This is a genomic window from Acidovorax benzenivorans (assembly GCF_028680575.1).
GTDB lineage: Bacteria > Pseudomonadota > Gammaproteobacteria > Burkholderiales > Burkholderiaceae_C > Acidovorax > Acidovorax benzenivorans.
Window position 1 is genome coordinate 39,755 of sequence record NZ_JAPCKI010000002.1, and the last position, 17,213, is coordinate 56,967.

The 17,213-nt window shown below is 66.5% G+C and carries 15 protein-coding genes; 7 read left to right on the forward strand and 8 right to left on the reverse strand.

Features of this window, described 5'->3' with window-relative positions; genetic code table 11:
• The first annotated feature begins 1 nt into the window (after position 1).
• On the forward strand, positions 2-1,255 hold the full coding sequence (locus OIN59_RS03665; RefSeq protein ID WP_274107199.1) for an Hsp70 family protein: 1,254 nt from the start codon (positions 2-4) through the stop codon (positions 1,253-1,255).
• Between the two features lie 101 nt (positions 1,256-1,356).
• Here OIN59_RS03665 and rsmI read toward each other — a convergent pair whose 3' ends face one another.
• Positions 1,357-2,286: a 16S rRNA (cytidine(1402)-2'-O)-methyltransferase gene (gene rsmI, locus OIN59_RS03670; protein WP_274107201.1), complete on the reverse strand. Its 930-nt coding sequence runs from the start codon at positions 2,284-2,286 to the stop codon at positions 1,357-1,359.
• On the opposite strand from rsmI, the gene OIN59_RS03675 reads away from it, so the two are divergent.
• The 3 genes from OIN59_RS03675 to OIN59_RS03685 all read left to right on the forward strand — a co-directional run bounded on the left by OIN59_RS03675 (position 2,286) and on the right by OIN59_RS03685 (position 4,048).
• Complete coding sequence (locus OIN59_RS03675) at positions 2,286-2,696, forward strand: YraN family protein (protein WP_274107203.1); 411 nt, start codon at positions 2,286-2,288, stop codon at positions 2,694-2,696. The two genes, rsmI and OIN59_RS03675, sit on opposite strands and share 1 nt — an antisense overlap.
• Positions 2,697-2,786: 90 nt before the next feature.
• On the forward strand, positions 2,787-3,386 hold the full coding sequence (locus OIN59_RS03680; protein WP_274107205.1) for an SIS domain-containing protein: 600 nt from the start codon (positions 2,787-2,789) through the stop codon (positions 3,384-3,386).
• Positions 3,383-4,048 carry a BON domain-containing protein gene (locus OIN59_RS03685; protein ID WP_274107207.1) on the forward strand — a complete coding sequence of 222 codons (666 nt, stop codon included), beginning with the start codon at positions 3,383-3,385 and terminating at the stop codon, positions 4,046-4,048. The genes OIN59_RS03680 and OIN59_RS03685 overlap by 4 nt, the downstream gene beginning before the upstream one ends.
• 168 nt (positions 4,049-4,216) lie before the next feature.
• On the opposite strand, the gene OIN59_RS03690 is transcribed toward OIN59_RS03685, so the two are convergent.
• The 4 genes from OIN59_RS03690 to OIN59_RS03705 all read right to left on the reverse strand — a co-directional run bounded on the left by OIN59_RS03690 (position 4,217) and on the right by OIN59_RS03705 (position 8,172).
• Positions 4,217-5,131 (reverse strand): NAD(P)-dependent oxidoreductase, encoded by a 915-nt coding sequence (locus OIN59_RS03690; protein ID WP_274107209.1) that lies wholly within the window; start codon positions 5,129-5,131, stop codon positions 4,217-4,219.
• Between the two features lie 99 nt (positions 5,132-5,230).
• Positions 5,231-6,367 (reverse strand): PilT/PilU family type 4a pilus ATPase, encoded by a 1,137-nt coding sequence (locus tag OIN59_RS03695; RefSeq protein ID WP_274107211.1) that lies wholly within the window; start codon positions 6,365-6,367, stop codon positions 5,231-5,233.
• Positions 6,368-6,425: 58 nt separating this feature from the next.
• Positions 6,426-7,061, reverse strand: coding sequence for a Crp/Fnr family transcriptional regulator (locus OIN59_RS03700; RefSeq protein WP_015012256.1), 636 nt, complete (start codon positions 7,059-7,061; stop codon positions 6,426-6,428).
• Positions 7,062-7,128: 67 nt separating this feature from the next.
• On the reverse strand, positions 7,129-8,172 hold the full coding sequence (locus OIN59_RS03705; protein ID WP_015012257.1) for a type IV pilus twitching motility protein PilT: 1,044 nt from the start codon (positions 8,170-8,172) through the stop codon (positions 7,129-7,131).
• Positions 8,173-8,209: 37 nt separating this feature from the next.
• Between OIN59_RS03705 and OIN59_RS03710 the strand changes: the two genes are divergently transcribed.
• On the forward strand, positions 8,210-8,929 hold the full coding sequence (locus OIN59_RS03710; protein ID WP_274107215.1) for a YggS family pyridoxal phosphate-dependent enzyme: 720 nt from the start codon (positions 8,210-8,212) through the stop codon (positions 8,927-8,929).
• An 11-nt stretch (positions 8,930-8,940) separates the two neighbouring features.
• On the opposite strand, the gene ltaE is transcribed toward OIN59_RS03710, so the two are convergent.
• From ltaE to OIN59_RS03725, 3 genes are all read right to left on the reverse strand, one after another.
• On the reverse strand, positions 8,941-10,011 hold the full coding sequence (ltaE, locus tag OIN59_RS03715) for a low-specificity L-threonine aldolase (protein ID WP_274107217.1): 1,071 nt from the start codon (positions 10,009-10,011) through the stop codon (positions 8,941-8,943).
• A 109-nt stretch (positions 10,012-10,120) separates the two neighbouring features.
• Positions 10,121-11,368, reverse strand: coding sequence for a branched-chain amino acid ABC transporter substrate-binding protein (locus OIN59_RS03720; protein WP_274107219.1), 1,248 nt, complete (start codon positions 11,366-11,368; stop codon positions 10,121-10,123).
• A 50-nt stretch (positions 11,369-11,418) separates the two neighbouring features.
• Complete coding sequence (locus OIN59_RS03725; RefSeq protein ID WP_274107221.1) at positions 11,419-12,069, reverse strand: TetR/AcrR family transcriptional regulator; 651 nt, start codon at positions 12,067-12,069, stop codon at positions 11,419-11,421.
• 156 nt (positions 12,070-12,225) lie between these two features.
• Between OIN59_RS03725 and OIN59_RS03730 the strand changes: the two genes are divergently transcribed.
• Together OIN59_RS03730 and OIN59_RS03735 are read left to right on the forward strand one after the other, a co-directional pair.
• On the forward strand, positions 12,226-13,836 hold the full coding sequence (locus tag OIN59_RS03730; protein ID WP_274107223.1) for an AMP-binding protein: 1,611 nt from the start codon (positions 12,226-12,228) through the stop codon (positions 13,834-13,836).
• An 87-nt stretch (positions 13,837-13,923) separates the two neighbouring features.
• Complete coding sequence (locus OIN59_RS03735; RefSeq protein WP_274108064.1) at positions 13,924-17,196, forward strand: acetyl-CoA carboxylase family protein; 3,273 nt, start codon at positions 13,924-13,926, stop codon at positions 17,194-17,196.
• The last annotated feature ends 17 nt before the right edge of the window (positions 17,197-17,213 follow it).

Below are 17,213 nucleotides of genomic sequence, written 5' to 3' on the forward strand. Positions count from 1 at the left end.
CATGCCCCTCCTGCAGGACACCACCCTTGGTATCGACTTTGGCACTTCCAACTCTGCGATGGCGGTGCGTCAGGGCGTGGGGCCGTCGCGGATGGTGGCGCTGGAGGGCGATGCACATACGTTGCCCACCGCGTTGTTCTTCAACGCCGAAGACCAGCGCACGCACTTTGGGCGCGATGCGGTGGCGCAGTACCTCGCTGGCACCGAAGGGCGGCTGATGCGCTCGCTCAAAAGCCTGCTGGGCAGTGCGCTGCTGCAGGACAAGACGGCGGTGCACAACCAGTTGGTCAGCTACCAGGACATCATCGGCCTCTTCTTGCGGATGCTGGCGCAAAAGGCCCGCGACGAGCTGGGTGGCATGCCGGGGCGGGTGGTGATGGGGCGGCCGGTGCATTTTGTGGACGGTGACGCCGAGCGCGATCAGCAGGCCGAGGACGCGCTGCGTCAGGCCGCGCTGGGCGCAGGGTTCGAGAACGTGAGCTTCCAGTTTGAGCCCATTGCGGCCGCGCTGGACTACGAGCAGCGCATCGACCGGGAGTCGCTGGTGCTGGTGGTGGACATTGGCGGCGGCACCTCGGACTTCACCGTGGTGCGCCTGGGGCCTGATCGCATGGCGCGCGCCGACCGCAGCGGCGATGTGCTGGCCACCACCGGCGTGCACATCGGCGGCACAGACTTTGACCGGCGCCTGAGTCTGGACCTGCTCATGCCGCTGCTGGGCTTTCGCCACATCGGCCCGTCGGGGCGCGAGGTGCCCAGCCGCGTGTTTTTTGACCTCTCGACCTGGCATCTGATCCAGTGGTTGTATTCGCCGCGCGCACTGCGCGACGCGCAGAACCTGCGCACCGACTATGCCGACGCTGCGCTGCACGCCCGGCTGATGCGGGTGCTGAACGAGCGGCTAGGCCATCGCCTGGCCAACACGGTGGAGCAGGCCAAGATCGCCGCTTCGCTGGCCGATGCCGAGGCGCCCATGCCGCTGGACTGGGTGGAGGCCGGGCTTAGCGCCGCCATCACGCCGCCCGGATTGGCGCAGTCCCTGGCGCAGCCGCTGGAGCAGGTGGTGGCCTGCGCACGCGACTGTCTGCAGCTGGCGGGCCTGGGCGATGGGGGCGTGGATGCGATCTACCTGACCGGGGGCTCGTCGGCGCTGCGGCCGCTGCGGCAGGCGCTGCGCACGGCCTTTCCGGCGACTCCGCAGGTGGAGGGCGATCTGTTTGGCGGGGTGGCTGCGGGCCTGGCGGTTTCGGAGTAGTCACGACATTCAGTTTGCTATCAATTAAATAGCTGATACGGCATATTGCACTAGCGCTACTGCCCGAAAACATCGCAAACACTGCCCAGGGGCACCTGGAGTCAGTCCTGTACGCCGTCCTTGCGCTTCCACTCCAGCGCGGTGTCGTACAGCGCGTTGCGCGACGCGCCCGTGATCTCGGCGGCCAGGCGCACGGCGGTCTTCAGGGGCAGCTCGGCCAGCAACAGGCGCAGCACGCGGTGGCTGTCGCCCGCGTCGCTGACCACGGGCACCGGGTGCAGCAGCACCACAAATTCGCCGCGCGAGCGCTGGGGCGACCCGTCCAGCCATGCGGTCAGCGCCTGCGCTGGCTGGGTGGTGATTTCTTCAAACTGCTTGGTCAGCTCGCGCGCCAGGGTGACGGGGCGCTCGCCCAGCACGGCCAGGGCCTGGGCCAGCTCGCCAATGCGGTGGGGCGCTTCGAGCAGCACCACGCACCGGGGCTCCTGGGCCAGTTGCTGGGCAATCACGTTGGCACGCTCCGCGTTCTTGACGGGCAGGAAGCCTGCAAACACAAAGCCGCCATGCTCGGTGCTGTGGGCCACGGCACCGGCCACACTCAGTGCGGTGGTGATGCTGCTGGCACCCGGCAGCGGTACGGCGCGCAGGCCCGCTGCCTGCACTGCGGCCACCAGACGTGCGCCGGGGTCGCTCACGCCGGGGGTGCCCGCGTCGCTCACATAGGCCACGCGCTGGCCTTGCTGCAGCCGGTGCACCACGTTCTGTGCGGCTTCGGCCTCGTTGTGCTGGTGCACGGCCAGCAACTGGCTGGCGCTCTTGTCGATGCCGTAGGCGCGCAGCATCGACTGCGTATGGCGTGTGTCTTCGCAGGCCACCGTGTCGGCCAGTTGCAGCACATGCAGTGCGCGCAGGGTGATGTCGGCCAGGTTGCCGATGGGCGTGGCCACCACGTACAGTGCGCCCTGCGGATAATGCTGCGCAGCAGCGGCGTCGTGCGCCGCACCCTGGGCTGAAGCGAAAGATGCGCTCAATGAATTTCCTTGGAAAAAGACCACCCGCCGTTGCCACCCCAGGGGCTGCCAAAAAAGCCACCACGCGTGAGCGGGGCAACGCCGCTGAGGACCAGGCTCTGGCCCATCTGCAGGCGGCGGGCCTGCAACTGGCGGTGCGCAATTATCGGACGCCCGGGCGCGGCGGGGGCGAGATTGATCTGGTGATGCGTGACCGGGACGGCACCCTGGTGTTTGTGGAGGTGCGCAGCCGCGCGCACAGCGGTTTTGGTGGCGCCGGTGCCAGCATCAGTGCCACCAAGCAGCAGCGCATCATCTTCGCCGCGCGGCACTACCTGCTGCGGCTGCCGTCGCCACCGCCCTGCCGGTTTGATGTCGTGCTGGTGGAGGAGGGGGTGCAGTGGCTCCGGGCGGCGTTCGATGCGCAGTAGCAGCGGGCGCTGTACCGGTCGCCAGCGCAATGCAGATGGCTACGGTTTGCTACAAAAGCTGTAACACGCGGCGGGTATCATCGGGCCCTCATGCTTGAGCAACGTATCCAACAGCATTTCATCGACAGTGCCGACCTGAAGTACCAGGCCGCGCAAACCCTGAGCCACCCCATCGCCGCTGCCGTACAGGCCGTGCTGGCCTGCGTGACCAGTGGCGGCAAGGTGCTGGCCTGTGGCAACGGCCCGTCTGCCGCCGAGGCGCAACAGTTCGCCGCATTCTGCGTGGCTGGCTTTGAGCGCGAACGCCCCGAGCTGGCTGCGCTGGCGCTCACGTCGGACAGCACCCTGCTCACGGCGGCTGCGGGCAACAACGATGCCACCCAGCAGTTTGGGCGCCAGGTGCGAGCCCTGGGCCAGGCGGGCGATGTGCTGCTGGCCCTGACGGTGCACGGCAACGACCTCAACCTGCTGGCCGCCGCCGAAGCCGCGCACGAGCGCGATATGACGGTGGTGGTGTTGGCAGGCCGCACCGGCGGCAAGCTGGCCGCCATGCTGCGGGAGACCGACGTTTTGATCAGCGTGCCCCACGACCGTGCGGCGCGCGTGCGCGAAGTCCATACGCTGGTACTGCACTGCCTGAGCGATGGCGTGGACGCACAGTTACTTGGTGAACAGGAGATTCCACTATGAACCCGACAACCCTGAACCGAACCCGCCGCGTGGTGGGTATTGCCCTGGCTGCTGCTGCACTGGCCGCCGGGCTATCGGCCTGCGCGCCCCTGATCGTCGGCGGCGCCGTGGTCGGCGGCGTGATGGCGGTAGACCGCCGCACAACTGGCACCCAGATCGAAGACGAGGGCATCGAGCTGCGCGCGGCCAACCGCATTCGCGAAGCCCTGGGTGACCGTGCCCATGTCAACGTGACCAGCTACAACCGCCAGGCCCTGCTGACCGGTGAAGTCGCCACGGCCCAGGACCGCCAGGCGGTGGAGCAGATGGTGTCGCAGGTAGAGAACGTGCGCTCCGTGGTCAACGACCTGGCCGTGATGCCCAGCTCCACGCTGGGTCAGCGGTCCACCGACACCTTCATCACCGGCAAGGTACGCGCGAGTCTGGTGGACGCGCAGGACATTTCGGCCAACTCCTTCAAGGTGGTGACCGAGCGCAACATCGTCTACCTGATGGGCCGCGTCTCGCAGCGCGAGGCCAACCGGGCCACGGACATTGCCCGTGGCGTGAGCGATGTGCGCAAGGTGGTGCGCGTGTTCGAGATCGTGTCGGAAGAAGAACTGCGCCGCATTGCGCCCCAGCCCGCGCCGGTGACCACCGATACCAAGCCTGCCGGGGGCTGAGTGCGGCAGGGTTAGACCGCCGGACTCCAAGTCCCAGGCCGCGTTGCGTGGCCTGGGACTTTTTTCTTGGGGCGCGGCACCCACGAACGCAGCTGCACAGATGGCTTCACCGGGCCACCGGGTGGTCGCCCTTGTAGGGTGAAGGCGCAGCAGGTGATTGAAGAGGGGTTACTTCAAGCGCTGAATCAGGCTGGACGTATCCCAGCGGTGGCCGCCCATCTTCTGCACGTCGGCATAGAACTGGTCCACCAGCGCCGTCACGGGCACGCGTGATCCGTTGCGCTTGGCTTCGTCCAGCACCAGGCCCAGGTCCTTGCGCATCCAGTCCACGGCAAAACCAAAGTCGAACTTGCCGTCCACCATGGTCTTGCCACGGTTGTCCATCTGCCAGCTCTGAGCGGCGCCCTTGCCGATCACTTCCAGCACCTGCTTCATGTCCAGCCCGGCGTTCTGGCCAAACGCCACGGCTTCCGACAGGGCTTGCACCAGCCCGGCGATGCAGATCTGGTTGACCATCTTGGCCAGTTGGCCCGAGCCGCTGGCACCCAGCAACGTGAAGGCGCGCGAGAACGCCATGGCCACGGGCTGAGCAGCCTCGAAGGCTGCGGCATCGCCGCCGCACATCACGGTCAGCAGGCCGTTTTGCGCACCGGCCTGGCCGCCGGACACGGGGGCATCCACAAACTGCAGGCCCAGTGCCTGGGCGGCGGCATACAGCTCGCGCGCGACCTCGGCCGATGCCGTGGTGTGGTCCACAAAAATGGCGCCGGGCTTCATGCCTGCAAAGGCGCCGTCAGCGCCCAGCGTGACCGAGCGCAGGTCGTCGTCATTGCCCACACAGCAGAACACGATGTCGGCACCTGCAGCCGCCTCGCGGGGCGTGGCTGCATGCTGGGGGGCCTTGGTGCCCGCATACTCTGCGCACCATGCTGCGGATTTGGTAGCGGTCCGGTTGTACACAGTGACTTCATGACCAGCCAGCGCCAGGTGGCCTGCCATGGGGTAGCCCATCACGCCCAGGCCCAGAAAGGCGACTTTGCGGGAGGGAGTGGTGTCGTAGTTGCGGGGGTTAGTGCTTGGCATGGTGTGACGGCAAGATGATGCAAAAGTATGCGTGAAAACGAAAACCCGCCCAGGAGGGCGGGTGAAGCGGTGCGAAGGTGTATGGACCTGGCTCTGGGGTCAAACGATCGCGAAATGCTCGGTGCCCTGTGCCAGGTCGGGTGACTTGGCGCGCTGGCTGTTGAGCTTGATCTGCAGGCGCAGGTCGTTGAGCGAGTCGGCATTGCGCAGCGCGTCTTCGTAGCTGATGACGTTGGCCTCATAGGCATCGAACAGCGCCTGGTCGAAGGTCTGCATGCCCAGGTTGCGGCTCTTCTTCATGATCTCCTTGATCTCGGAGACTTCACCCTTGAAGATCAGGTCGGAGATCAACGGGGTGTTGAGCATCACTTCCACCGCAGCGGCTCGGCCCTTGCCATCCTGCTTGGGGATCAGGCGTTGCGACACCATGGCGCGCAGGTTGAGCGACAGGTCCATGAGCAACTGGGCGCGGCGCTCTTCCGGGAAGAAGTTGATGATCCGGTCCAGCGCCTGGTTGGCGCTGTTGGCGTGCAGCGTGGCCAGGCACAAGTGTCCGGTTTCGGCAAACGCCACGGCATGTTCCATGGTCTCACGGTCGCGGATTTCGCCCATCAGGATCACGTCGGGTGCCTGGCGCAGCGTGTTCTTGAGCGCGGCCTCCCAGCTGTCGGTATCCAGGCCCACTTCGCGCTGTGTCACCACGCAGTTCTTGTGTGGGTGCACGAACTCGACGGGGTCTTCCACCGTGATGATGTGGCCGAACGAGTTCTCGTTGCGCCAGTCCACCATGGCGGCCAGCGTGGTGGACTTGCCCGAGCCCGTGGCACCCACCAGGATGCACAGGCCGCGCTTGGTCATCGTCACTTCCTTGAGCACCTGCGGCACACCCAGGCCGTCGATGGTGGGCAACGTGAGCGGAATGGTCCGCAGCACCATGCCGACCTTGCCCTGCTGGATGAAGGCGTTGACGCGGAAGCGCCCGATGCCAGCAGGCGAGATGGCGAAGTTGCACTCCTTGGTGCGCTCGAAGTCGGCCACCTGCTTGTCGCTCATGATGGCACGCGCCAGCGTGAGCGTGTGGTTGGACGTGAGGGGTTGCGGCGACACCTTGGTCACCTTGCCATCGACCTTGATGGCAGGCGGAAACTCTGCCGTGATGAACAAGTCGCTGCCATTGCGACTCACCATCAGCTTGAGCAGGTCATTGATGAATTTACTGGCCTGATCGCGTTCCATCAGAAGTTCTCCCGGGGGTAGTCGTCTACCGGACGATCTGGGGTCATGGATAGGTGCATCATTTCTGGTTGTCGCTCAGGCGTGCGCTCACCACGCGCAGGCGCAGCGACAGCTTGCGCGCCAGCAGCGCAATCAGGCTGGCTGCCAGTTGCGGGTCCTTGGTCATCATGTCGTCCATGGCCTCGGCGGAGAGCACGGCGATCTCGCAGTCGGTCAGCGTGGTGCAGGCCGAAAAGCGGATGCCGCTGTCCAGCAGCGACATCTCGCCCAGGATGTCTCCTGGGCGCGTTTCGGCCAGGCGCAGTTGCTCGCCCCAAGGCTGCACGCGGTCCACGGCGATGGTGCCGGTGAGCAGCACGACCATGAAGTTGCCGTACTCGTCCTGGCGGATCACGTCGCGGTTGGACGGGACAGCCGCAAACTCAAAAAAGCGCTCCATGCGCTCCACGGCATCCTTGTCCAGGTGTGCCATGTATTTGTCCTTGGCCCACAGGCCTTGCAGCAGCTTGCCGCCCCGGCTGGTGGGCAGGCGCTTGGCGCCTACTTCCACGGCACGCGCCTCCCAGGGCACCAGCATGGAGTCGTCCACACCCTGGCCCGCAAACGCGGTGGAAAACAGCACGGAATCCGTGTGGTCGTCCGATGGCTTGCCGCTGCGGGCTTTCATTTTCAGAAGGCTCAGAATGCCTTTCATATCGCGCTCCGGTATGCGGCACCTGCTGGCGCCGCAAAGTCGTTCATGGGGGTGTGCTGTCGGGGGCTCAGCCGGGGAAGTTCTCGGGGATCTTGGCCTTGCTGCGTGCTTCGGCCGGGCTGATGATGTTGCGGCGCACGAGGTCGGTGAGGTTCTGGTCCAGCGTCTGCATGCCCACGCTGTTGCTGGTCTGGATGGTGGAGTACATCTGCGCTACCTTGGCCTCCCGGATCAGGTTGCGGATGGCGCTGGTGCCCAGCATGATCTCGTGCGCGGCCACGCGGCCAGATCCGTCCTTGGTCTTACACAGTGTCTGCGAGATCACGGCCTGCAGCGATTCGGACAACATGGCGCGGACCATTTCCTTTTCTTCGGCCGGGAACACGTCAATGATCCGGTCGATGGTCTTGGCGGCGCTGGATGTGTGCAGCGTGCCAAACACCAAGTGACCTGTTTCCGCAGCCGTCATGGCCAGGCGGATGGTTTCGAGGTCGCGCATTTCGCCCACCAGGATGGCGTCCGGGTCTTCACGCAGTGCGGACTTCAGGGCCGCCGCGAACGACAGCGTCATCGGGCCGACTTCACGCTGGTTGATCAGGCACTTCTTGGACTCGTGCACGAACTCGATCGGGTCTTCCACCGTGAGGATGTGGCCGTATTCGGATTCGTTGAGGTAGTTGACCATGGCCGCCAGCGTGGTGGACTTGCCCGAGCCCGTGGGGCCAGTCACCAGCACCAGGCCCCGTGGCTTCAAGGCCAGGTCGCCAAAGATCTTGGGGGCGTTGAGCTGCTCCAGCGTCAGGATCTTGCTCGGAATCGTCCGGAACACGGCGGCCGCGCCCCGGTTCTGGTTGAAGGCGTTGACGCGAAAGCGTGCAAGGCCTTCGATCTCGAAAGAAAAGTCCACCTCCAGAAACTCTTCATATGTCTTGCGCTGCGCGTCGCTCATGATGTCGTACACCATGGCGTGTACGGTCTTGTGGTCCAGCGCATCGACATTAATGCGCCGCACATCGCCGTGGACCCGGATCATGGGCGGCAGACCGGCGGAAAGGTGCAGGTCGGAGGCCTTGTTCTTCACGCTGAACGCGAGCAATTGGGTAATGTCCACGGAGTCCCTCTATCGTTTGGTACGCTTGCCAAACATTATGACCACGATTGCTAACAACCTCCAACAGGTTATGGGCCGGATCGCCCAGGCGTGCCAGGCCGCCGGGCGCGACCCGGCCCAGGTGGGCCTGCTAGCCGTTTCCAAGACCTTTGGCGCCGATGCGGTGCTGGAGGCGGTGGCCGCAGGCCAGCATGCCTTTGGCGAGAACTACATCCAGGAGGGCGTGGACAAGATCGCCGCCGTGCGCGCTGCCTTGCCCGATGTGGCACTGCAGTGGCACTGCATCGGCCCCATCCAAAGCAACAAGACCCGCCTGGTGGCCGAGCACTTTGACTGGGTGCACACGGTGGACCGGCTCAAGATCGCCGAGCGTCTGTCGGCCCAGCGGCCCGATCACCTGTCGCCGCTACAGATATGTATTCAGGTCAATATCGACGGTGGGCCCACCAAGTCGGGCGTGGCCCCGGCCGAGGCCCTGGACCTGGTGCGCGCTGTCGCAAAACTGCCACGGCTTGTCGTGCGGGGGCTCATGAGCATTCCTGATCATGCTCCTGAATTGGAAGCGCAACTGGCAATCCACACCAGCGCCAGAAGGCTTTTTGACCAAATATCTGCAGTGGGTGAACCAGGCCTTGGGCAGTTCGACACTTTGTCCCTGGGCATGACCGCCGACCTGGAGGCCGCGATCCAGGCGGGCAGCACGCTGGTGCGCGTGGGCACCGGCATCTTTGGCGGTCGGACTTACCCCGCCGCTTGAACCGGGGGGTATCAGCCCTGCCGTTCGAACCGCGCCACGCAGTCCAACGCCGCCGTCACGTCCGCCTCGCTCACATCCAGGTGCGTCACCCAGCGCAGCCGCGTGGCGCCGCCATACAGGCTGCTGGTCACGCGCACGCCGTGCTGCGCCAGCCAGGCAGTGAAGGCCGGGGCCACATCCGCATGCAGATCCGTGAACAGGATGTTGGTCTGCCACGGCAGCACGGTGATCTTGCCCTGCAGCACGGGGTGGCTGCGGTTGGCGTCGGCCAAGCCCTGCGCCAGCCGGTCCAGGCGGGCGTGGTCTTCCGCCAGGCGCCGCACATGGTGTTGCAGCGCGTAATGACCGGCAGCCGCCAGGACACCCGCCTGCCGCATGCCACCGCCCAGGATCTTGCGGGTGCGGCGCGCCTGGCGGATGAAGTCGCGCGAGCCTAGCACCAGTGAGCCCACAGGGGCACCCAGGCCCTTGCTCAGGCACAGCGATGCCGAATCAAAGTGGCTGCACAGTGCACGCGCCTCTTCGTACACATCGGTGCCGTGGCGCGCGGCATTGGCCGTGGCGGCGTTGAACATGCGTGCGCCGTCCAGGTGCATCGCCAGCCCCCGGCTGCGCGCCAGTTGCGCCACCTCGGCGATGTAGGCGGGCGGCAGCACCTGGCCACCGGTCGTGTTCTCCAGCACCACCAGGCGGGTGCGCGCAAAGTGTGGGTCGTCGGGCTTGATGGCGGCGGCAATGTCGGCCACACGCAGCGAGCCGTCGGGCTGGGTCTCGACGGGCTGGGGCTGGATGGAGCCCAGCACCGCCATGCCGCCCGCCTCCCAGCGGTAGGTGTGCCAGCTTTGGCCTACGATGGCTTCGTCGCCGCGCTGGCAGTGGCCCCACAGCGCAATCAGGTTGGTCTGCGTGCCCGAGGGGGCGAACAGCGCGGCCTCAAAACCCAGCAACTCGGCCGCATGGTCCTGCAGTGCATTCACCGAGGGGTCATCGGCAAACACATCGTCGCCCAGCGGGGCCTTGAACATGGCCTCGCGCATGGCGGGCGTGGGCTGAGTGACGGTGTCGCTGCGAAAGTCGGGCATGGGCGCGGTCCTTGTGGGTCGGGTCAATGAAGGCAATGACCGGCCATGGTAGCGGCGGCCTGTGGTGGTTGCCGCCGTGGGGGTAACGGCGCGCTGTGGCGCCGTGATATCAAGGCCGGGTCATCTTGCAGTCCGTGCCTTGTGCCAGTTCGTTGCCGGTGTAGGCCGCGTCGGTGCGGAAGCCGTAGTTCGTGCCTTCCCAGCCCACCTTCACGGCCTTGCCGTCCACCGGCGCGATGGTGTTGACCACCTGCGGCAGCAGCAGCTGGTGGTCTTCGCCGCGCATGCGCACCGGGCCCACTACCGAATCGATGGTCAGGTCTTCCAGTGCGCGTGCCACCTTCACCGGGTCGGTGGACTGGGCCTTGTTGATGGCGGCGGCCAGAAAACGCGGCGTCATTTCGATGCGCGGCGCGAGGAAGTCCTTGCTTGTCTTGGCCTTGTAGGCCTTGGCCAGCGCGTCCACCTTGGGGGTGTCGGCCTGGCCGGGGTGCCATTCGGCCACCCAGGTCAGCTGGCCCTGCTTGGCCTGCGAAACGGCCAGCACCGTGCCGGGGATGGAGCCCGCGCTGTGGTTGAAGTAGCGCAGGTTGTAGCCCGCGTCGCCTGCGGCCTTGAGCAGCAGCGTCATGTCCTGCCCCCAGTTGCCGGTGATGACCGAGTCGGCCTCGGTGCTCTTGACCTTGGCGAGGTAGGGCGCAAAGTCCTTCACGCGGCCGATGGGGTGCAGCGCTTCGCCCACAAACTGGATGTCGGGCCGCGCCAGGCCCACCATCTCGCGGCCATAGTGTGCCCACTGCTTGCCGTGGGCGTAGTCCTGGTTCAGCAGGTACACCTTCTTGATGTCGGGCTGCTTCTTGATGTAGTTGGCAATCGCCTTCATCTTCATGGCCGTGTTGGCCTCGAACTGAAAGTGCCAGAAGTTGCACGCCTTGCCCGTCAGATCCGGGTCGATGGAGGAGTGGTTCAGCACCAGGATCTCCTTGCCTGGGTTGCGCTGGTTGTGGCGCGCTGCGGCCTGCACCAGCGCCGTGACCACCGACGAGCCCGAGCCGCCGGTCACGATGGCCTTGGCCCCCTGGTCGATGGCCGCCTGCAGTGCGCTCTGGCTCTCCTGCGCGGAGAGCTTGCTGTCGAACTGCAGCAGCTGCAGCTTGGTGCCCTTGAGCACGCCGCCCTTGGCGTTGATGTCCTCGATGGCGTACTGCGTGTGCGTGAGCATCAGCTCGCCCACGTTGGCGAACGGGCCCGACAGCGGGTCGATGTAGGCGACCTTGAAGGTCTCTTGCGCGCTGGCGGCCGTGCCGATCAACAGGGCTGCGGCAGTGGCCAGGGGAGTGAGGAAAGCGGTCTTCATGGTGTCTTGTCTCCGGTGGTTGTGGGGGTCGTTGTCATGTGTCTAGCCAGCTATGCCGCGCTCCGCTTGCGGGTGCGCCGCAGCCCGAGCACACGCCAGGCCAGTTGCGCCAGCTCCTGCGCCACCTCGTCTTGCGACAGGCGGCCATCAGGGCGGTACCAGTTGTAGAGAAAGCCGGGCAGGCTGCAGGCGGCCAGGGCGGTGATCTTGGTGTCGTTGAACTCGAACATGCCGTCCTGGCGGCCCTGTTCGAGCAGCGCACACAGCCGGTCGTAGAAGTGGTTGGCCAGGTCCTTCTGTGCCGCCAGGTACTCGGGCCGGTACACCTGCGGCTCGCGGTACGGGAAGAAGGCCGACGGGTGGTGCTCCAGCGTGGCGCGGATCAGCCGTTCGATGCCTTCTGTCACCTTCACATGCGCGGGCCGGTCATTGTCAGCCGCAAAGTCCATGGCGGTGAAACACGCCACCGCAGGCGCCCACGACAGGGTCTCGAAGATCTCCTGCTTGTTGCGAAAGTAGTAGTACACAAAGGGCTTGGTCACGCCCAGCTGCTGCACGATCTGCTCGATGGTGGTGTTGGCGTAGCCCTGCGCATCGAACAGCGCTTCGGCCGCGCGCAGGATGCGCTCGCGCTTCTCGTCCGACCCTGCAGTGGCGGCCTTCTGGCGGCCGCTGGCCTGTACGGGCGGCTGCTGACTCATGGCCTGTCCTTTATGCGACGGTTGATTTATACCCATGGGTAGCATTGTTCTACCGGTCGGTATATATTGGCAAGACGCTGGCGGGTGCGGGCACTCAGCAAAAACCCTGAGTGGCCACTAAGAACCAGCGATTCCAGACACCTCGGAGACAACGCCATGCCACAGACCGCACCGCAGCTGCCGCTGCACGAACACCTGCGCCGCCACGCGCGCGAAACGCCCGACCGCATCGCCTACCTCTGGTACGGCCAGCCCCTGACCTGGGCGCAGCTCGACGCGGCCAGCGATGCGTTCGCGGCGCGCCTGCAGGCGCTGGGTGTGAAGAAGGGCGAGCCCGTCGCGCTGTTCATGAACAACTGCCCGCAGTACGTGATGGCGCACTACGGCATCCAGAAGATCGGTGCCATCGTCTGCCCCTGTGGTCCGCTGAACAAGGAACACGAGCTGGAATACCAGCTCACCGACCTGCAGGCGCGCGTGATCATCGCAGCGGATGTGCTGCTGCCCGTGGTGGACAAGGTGCGCGCCAAGACCGCGCTGCAGCAGGTGTTTGTGGTGCGCTATGCCGAGCTGCTGCCCGAGGGCTCGCCCAGCATCGACGTGCCTGCCGAGCTGCTGGCCATGCGCGCAGCCATGGGCCCGGTGCCTGCGGGCTGCGAAGATTTTCTGGCCGCCACCCGCACCGGCGCGCGGCCTGTGCCCGTGGCGCTGTCGATGGATGACGTCTCGCTCATGACCTACACCTCGGGCACCACCGGGTTACCGAAGGGCGCCATGCTGAGCTACGGCAATGCCACGTTCAAGACCGCTGCATCGGCCGACTGCAACGGCATGACGCCGCACGAAACGCTGCTGGCCGTGGCGCCGCTGTACCACATCGCCGGCATGGTGATGGGCGTGAACCTGCCGGTTTACACCGGCGCCACGGCGGTGTTGCTGTACCGCTTTGACCCGCTGGGTGTGGCCCAGGCGCTGGAGCGCCACCGCGTGACCTGGTGGTACAGCATTGCACCCATGAATGGCGCACTCATGCAGGTGCCCGGCGCGCGCGGCATGGACTGGAGCGCGCTGCGCCGCAACCCGGTCACCAGCTTTGGCATCACCTTCACCGAGGCGCTGGCCCAACAGTGGCAGCAGTTCGCGCCCCACTGCATCTCGCACGAGGCGGCCTATGGTCTGTCCGAAACCCACACCGTGGACACCGCCATGCCGGTGGACGCGATCCGCTGGGGCACCCAGGGCAAGCCCGTGCCGGGCAACACCCTGCGCATCGTCGACCCCGACACCGGCACACCGCTGGCCGTTGGCGAGGTGGGCGAGATCACCATCCACGGCCCCGGCAACTTCAAGGGCTACTGGAACAAGCCCGAGGCCACGGCCAAGACCCTGCGTGACGGCTGGGTCTACACCGGCGACATGGGCAAGATCGATGCGGATGGCTACCTCACCTTCATCGGCCGGTTCAAGGAAATGATCAAGGTCTCGGGCTACAGCGTGTTCCCCGAAGAGGTCGAGACATTGCTCATCAAACACCCTGCCGTGGCCCAGGCCGCCGTCATCGGCGTGCCCGATGCGGAAAAGGGCGAGGTGGTGCGTGCCTTCATCGTCAAGAAGCCTGGTCAGGACATGGACGCCGCTGCGCTGGTGGCCTGGTGCCGGGACAACATGGCGCCCTACAAGGCCCCGCGCGAGGTGCGTTTTATCGACGCACTGCCCGCCACGGGCGCAGGCAAGGTGCTGCGCCGCCTGCTTCGGGATATTGCCTGATTGGATAAGAAATTGGCTGCTGGCGCAGGATGAATATGCGCTGGCAGCTATACAAAATATAGCGACTGCCCCATGCCATCTTCTGTTCTGTTCACCAAAGTGCTGGTTGCCAATCGGGGCGAAATCGCACTGCGCACCGTGCGCGCCCTGCATGACCTGGGCATTGCCAGCGTGGCCGTGTTTGCCGACGACGACGCCACCAGCCCCCATGTGCGCGCAGCCAGCGCTGCCGTGGCGCTGGGCGCTACCGGCCCTGCGGCGTATCTGGACGGCGCGCGCCTCATCGCCATTGCCAAGGCGCAGGGCTGCGATGCCGTGCACCCGGGCTACGGGTTTTTGAGCGAGCGCGCCGACTTCGCCCGCGCCTGCGCCGAGGCCGGGCTGCGTTTCATCGGCCCCACGCCTGCGCAGCTCGCGCTGTTCGGCGACAAGGCGCAGGCCCGTGCGCTGGCGCAGCAGCAGGGTGTGCCGCTGATGCCCGGCACGCAGGCGGCGGTGTCGCTCCCGGAGGCCCAAGCCTTTTTTGCGCAGCACGCCCATGCGGGCATCGTGATCAAGGCCATCGGTGGCGGCGGTGGGCGCGGCATGCGTGCGGTGTCGTCGGCCGATGAACTGCCTGCTGCCTACGCGCGCTGCCGCAGCGAGGCGCAGGCCGCCTTTGGTGTGGACGGCGTGTATGTGGAGCGCCTGATGAGCAACGCCCGCCATATCGAGGTACAGGTGCTGGGCGATGGGCTGCAGGTGATCGCGCTGGGCGAGCGCGAGTGCACGCTGCAGCGGCGCTTTCAGAAGGTGGTGGAGATTGCTCCCAGCCCTTCGCTGCCCGCGCCGCTGCGCGAACGCATTACCGCTGCCGCGCTGGCCATGGCGCGGGCCGTGGCCTACGAAGGCCTGGGCACGTTCGAGTTTCTGGTGGACCTAGCCTCCGCCGACCTGCCCTTTGTGTTCATCGAATGCAACCCACGCCTGCAGGTGGAGCACACCATCACCGAAGAGGTCACGGGCGTGGACTTGGTGCAGGGGCAGATCGCGCTGGCCGCGGGGCGCACGCTGCAGGACATTGGCCTGGACCCCGCCGCTCCGCCCGCCGTGTTGGGTTTTGCCGTGCAGTGGCGCATCAACGCCGAGACGCTGGACGCGCAGGGCGGCGCCACCCCCGGCAGCGGCACGCTCAGCCGCTTCGACCTGCCCACGGGCCCCGGCGTGCGCGTGGACTCGCACGGCGCAGCGGGCGCCACGCCGTCACCACACTACGACACGCTGCTGGCCAAGCTCATCGTGCACACACGCAGCCCGCGTTTTGCCGATGTGCTGCGCCGCTCGCAGCGTGCGCTGGCCGAGTGCCGCATCGACGGCGTGGCCACCAACCTGGCGCTGCTGCAGGCACTGGCCGCACGGCCCGAGATGGAAATCCAGCAGGTGCACACACGCTGGCTGGAATCAGTGCTGCCAGAACTTCTGATTGCTACTAAAAATATAGCTGATGGCGCTTATGAATCAAGCGCTAGCGGCCCAAATGATCCAAATCCATCAGCGCCCGCACCCGAAGGCGCCGTGCTTGCTCCCATGCCCGCGCGTCTGGTGCAGCTCAGCGTGGCGGAAGGGGATGTGGTGGCCGCAGGCGCCGAGCTGGCCGTGCTGGAGTCGATGAAGATGGAGCACATGCTGCTGGCGCCGCATGCGGGCCGCGTGCGCGCACTGCTGGCAGTGCCGGGCGGCTACCTCGTGCAGGGCCAGCCGCTGCTGGTGCTCGATGCCGTGGAGGGGGCGGATGCCGCCCAGGACGCGCAGGGCGCGGAACAGGACCTGGATGCCATCCGCCCCGACCTGCAGCGCGTGCGGGACCGCCACGCGTTCACGCTCGACGCCGCACGCCCCGAAGCCATCGCCAAGCGCCACGCACAAGGCGGTCGCACCGCGCGCGAAAACATTGCCGACCTGTGCGACGACGGCAGCTTTATCGAGTACGGCACGCTGGCCATCGCCGCGCAGACGCGCCGCCGCAGCCTGGATGACCTCATCGCCAACACGCCCGCCGACGGCATGGTCACGGGCATTGGTGGCATCAACGGCGCACTGTTCGGGCCCGAGAAGGCCCGCGCGGTGGTCATGTCCTACGACGCCACCGTGCTCGCTGGCACGCAGGGCGCGCGCAACCATGCCAAGACCGACCGCATGCTGGGCATTGCCCTGGCGCAAAAGCTGCCGGTGGTGCTGTTTGCCGAAGGTGGCGGTGGTCGGCCGGGCGATACCGACATGCCCATCGTGGCGGGGCTGCATGTGCACACCTTCGCCAGCTACGCCGCGCTGTCGGGCCTGGTCCCGGTGATCGGCATCGCGGCGGGGCGCTGCTTTGCGGGTAATGCGGCGCTGCTGGGTTGCAGCGACGTGATCATCGCCACGCGTGGCAGCAACATCGGCATGGGCGGCCCGGCCATGATCGAAGGCGGGGGACTGGGCGTCTTCAAGCCCGAGCAGGTCGGCCCCAGCCGCGTGCAGCACGCCAACGGCGTGATCGACGTGCTGGTGGAGAACGAGGCCGAGGCCGTGGCCGCCGCGCGGCACTACCTGTCGTTCTTCCAGGGCCGCACATCGCAGTGGTCCGCACCCGACCCACGCCTGCTGCGCGCCGTGGTGCCCGAGAACCGTCTGCGCGTGTACGACACCCGCGCGGCGATGGCTGGCCTGGTGGACGACGGCAGCTTGCTGCTGCTGCGCACCGGCTTTGGCGCGGGCATCTACACGGCGCTGGCGCGCATCGAAGGCCGCCCCGTGGGCATCTTGGCCAACAACCCGCAACACCTGGGCGGCGCCATCGACGCCGACGCGGCCGACAAGGGCGCGCGCTTCATGCAGCTGTGCAACGCGCATGGCCTGCCCATCGTGAGCCTGGTGGACACGCCCGGCTTCATGGTCGGCCCCGAGGTCGAAGCCACGGCCCAGGTGCGCCACGTGAGCCGCCTGTTCGTCACCGCCGCCAGCCTGCGCGTGCCATATTTCAGCGTGGTGCTGCGCAAGGGCTACGGCCTGGGTGCCATGGGCATGACGGCCGGGGGCTTCCACGCGCCCGTGTTCACCGTGGCCTGGCCCACGGGCGAGTTCGGCGCCATGGGGCTCGAAGGCGCCGTGCGCCTGGGCTTTCGCAAAGAGCTGGAGGCCCTGCCCGAGGGCGCCGAGCGCGACGCGCTGTTCGCCAAGCTGCTGGCCAAGTCCTACGCCAACGGCGAGGCGCTGCACATGGCGACCACGCTGGAGATCGACGCAGTGATCGACCCGGCCGACACGCGGGCGTGGCTGGCGCGCGGGCTGGCGTCGGCGCAGGTGGGGCCGTTGGGGCACCGGTTTGTGGATACCTGGTGATTCGACCGAAGTGTCGA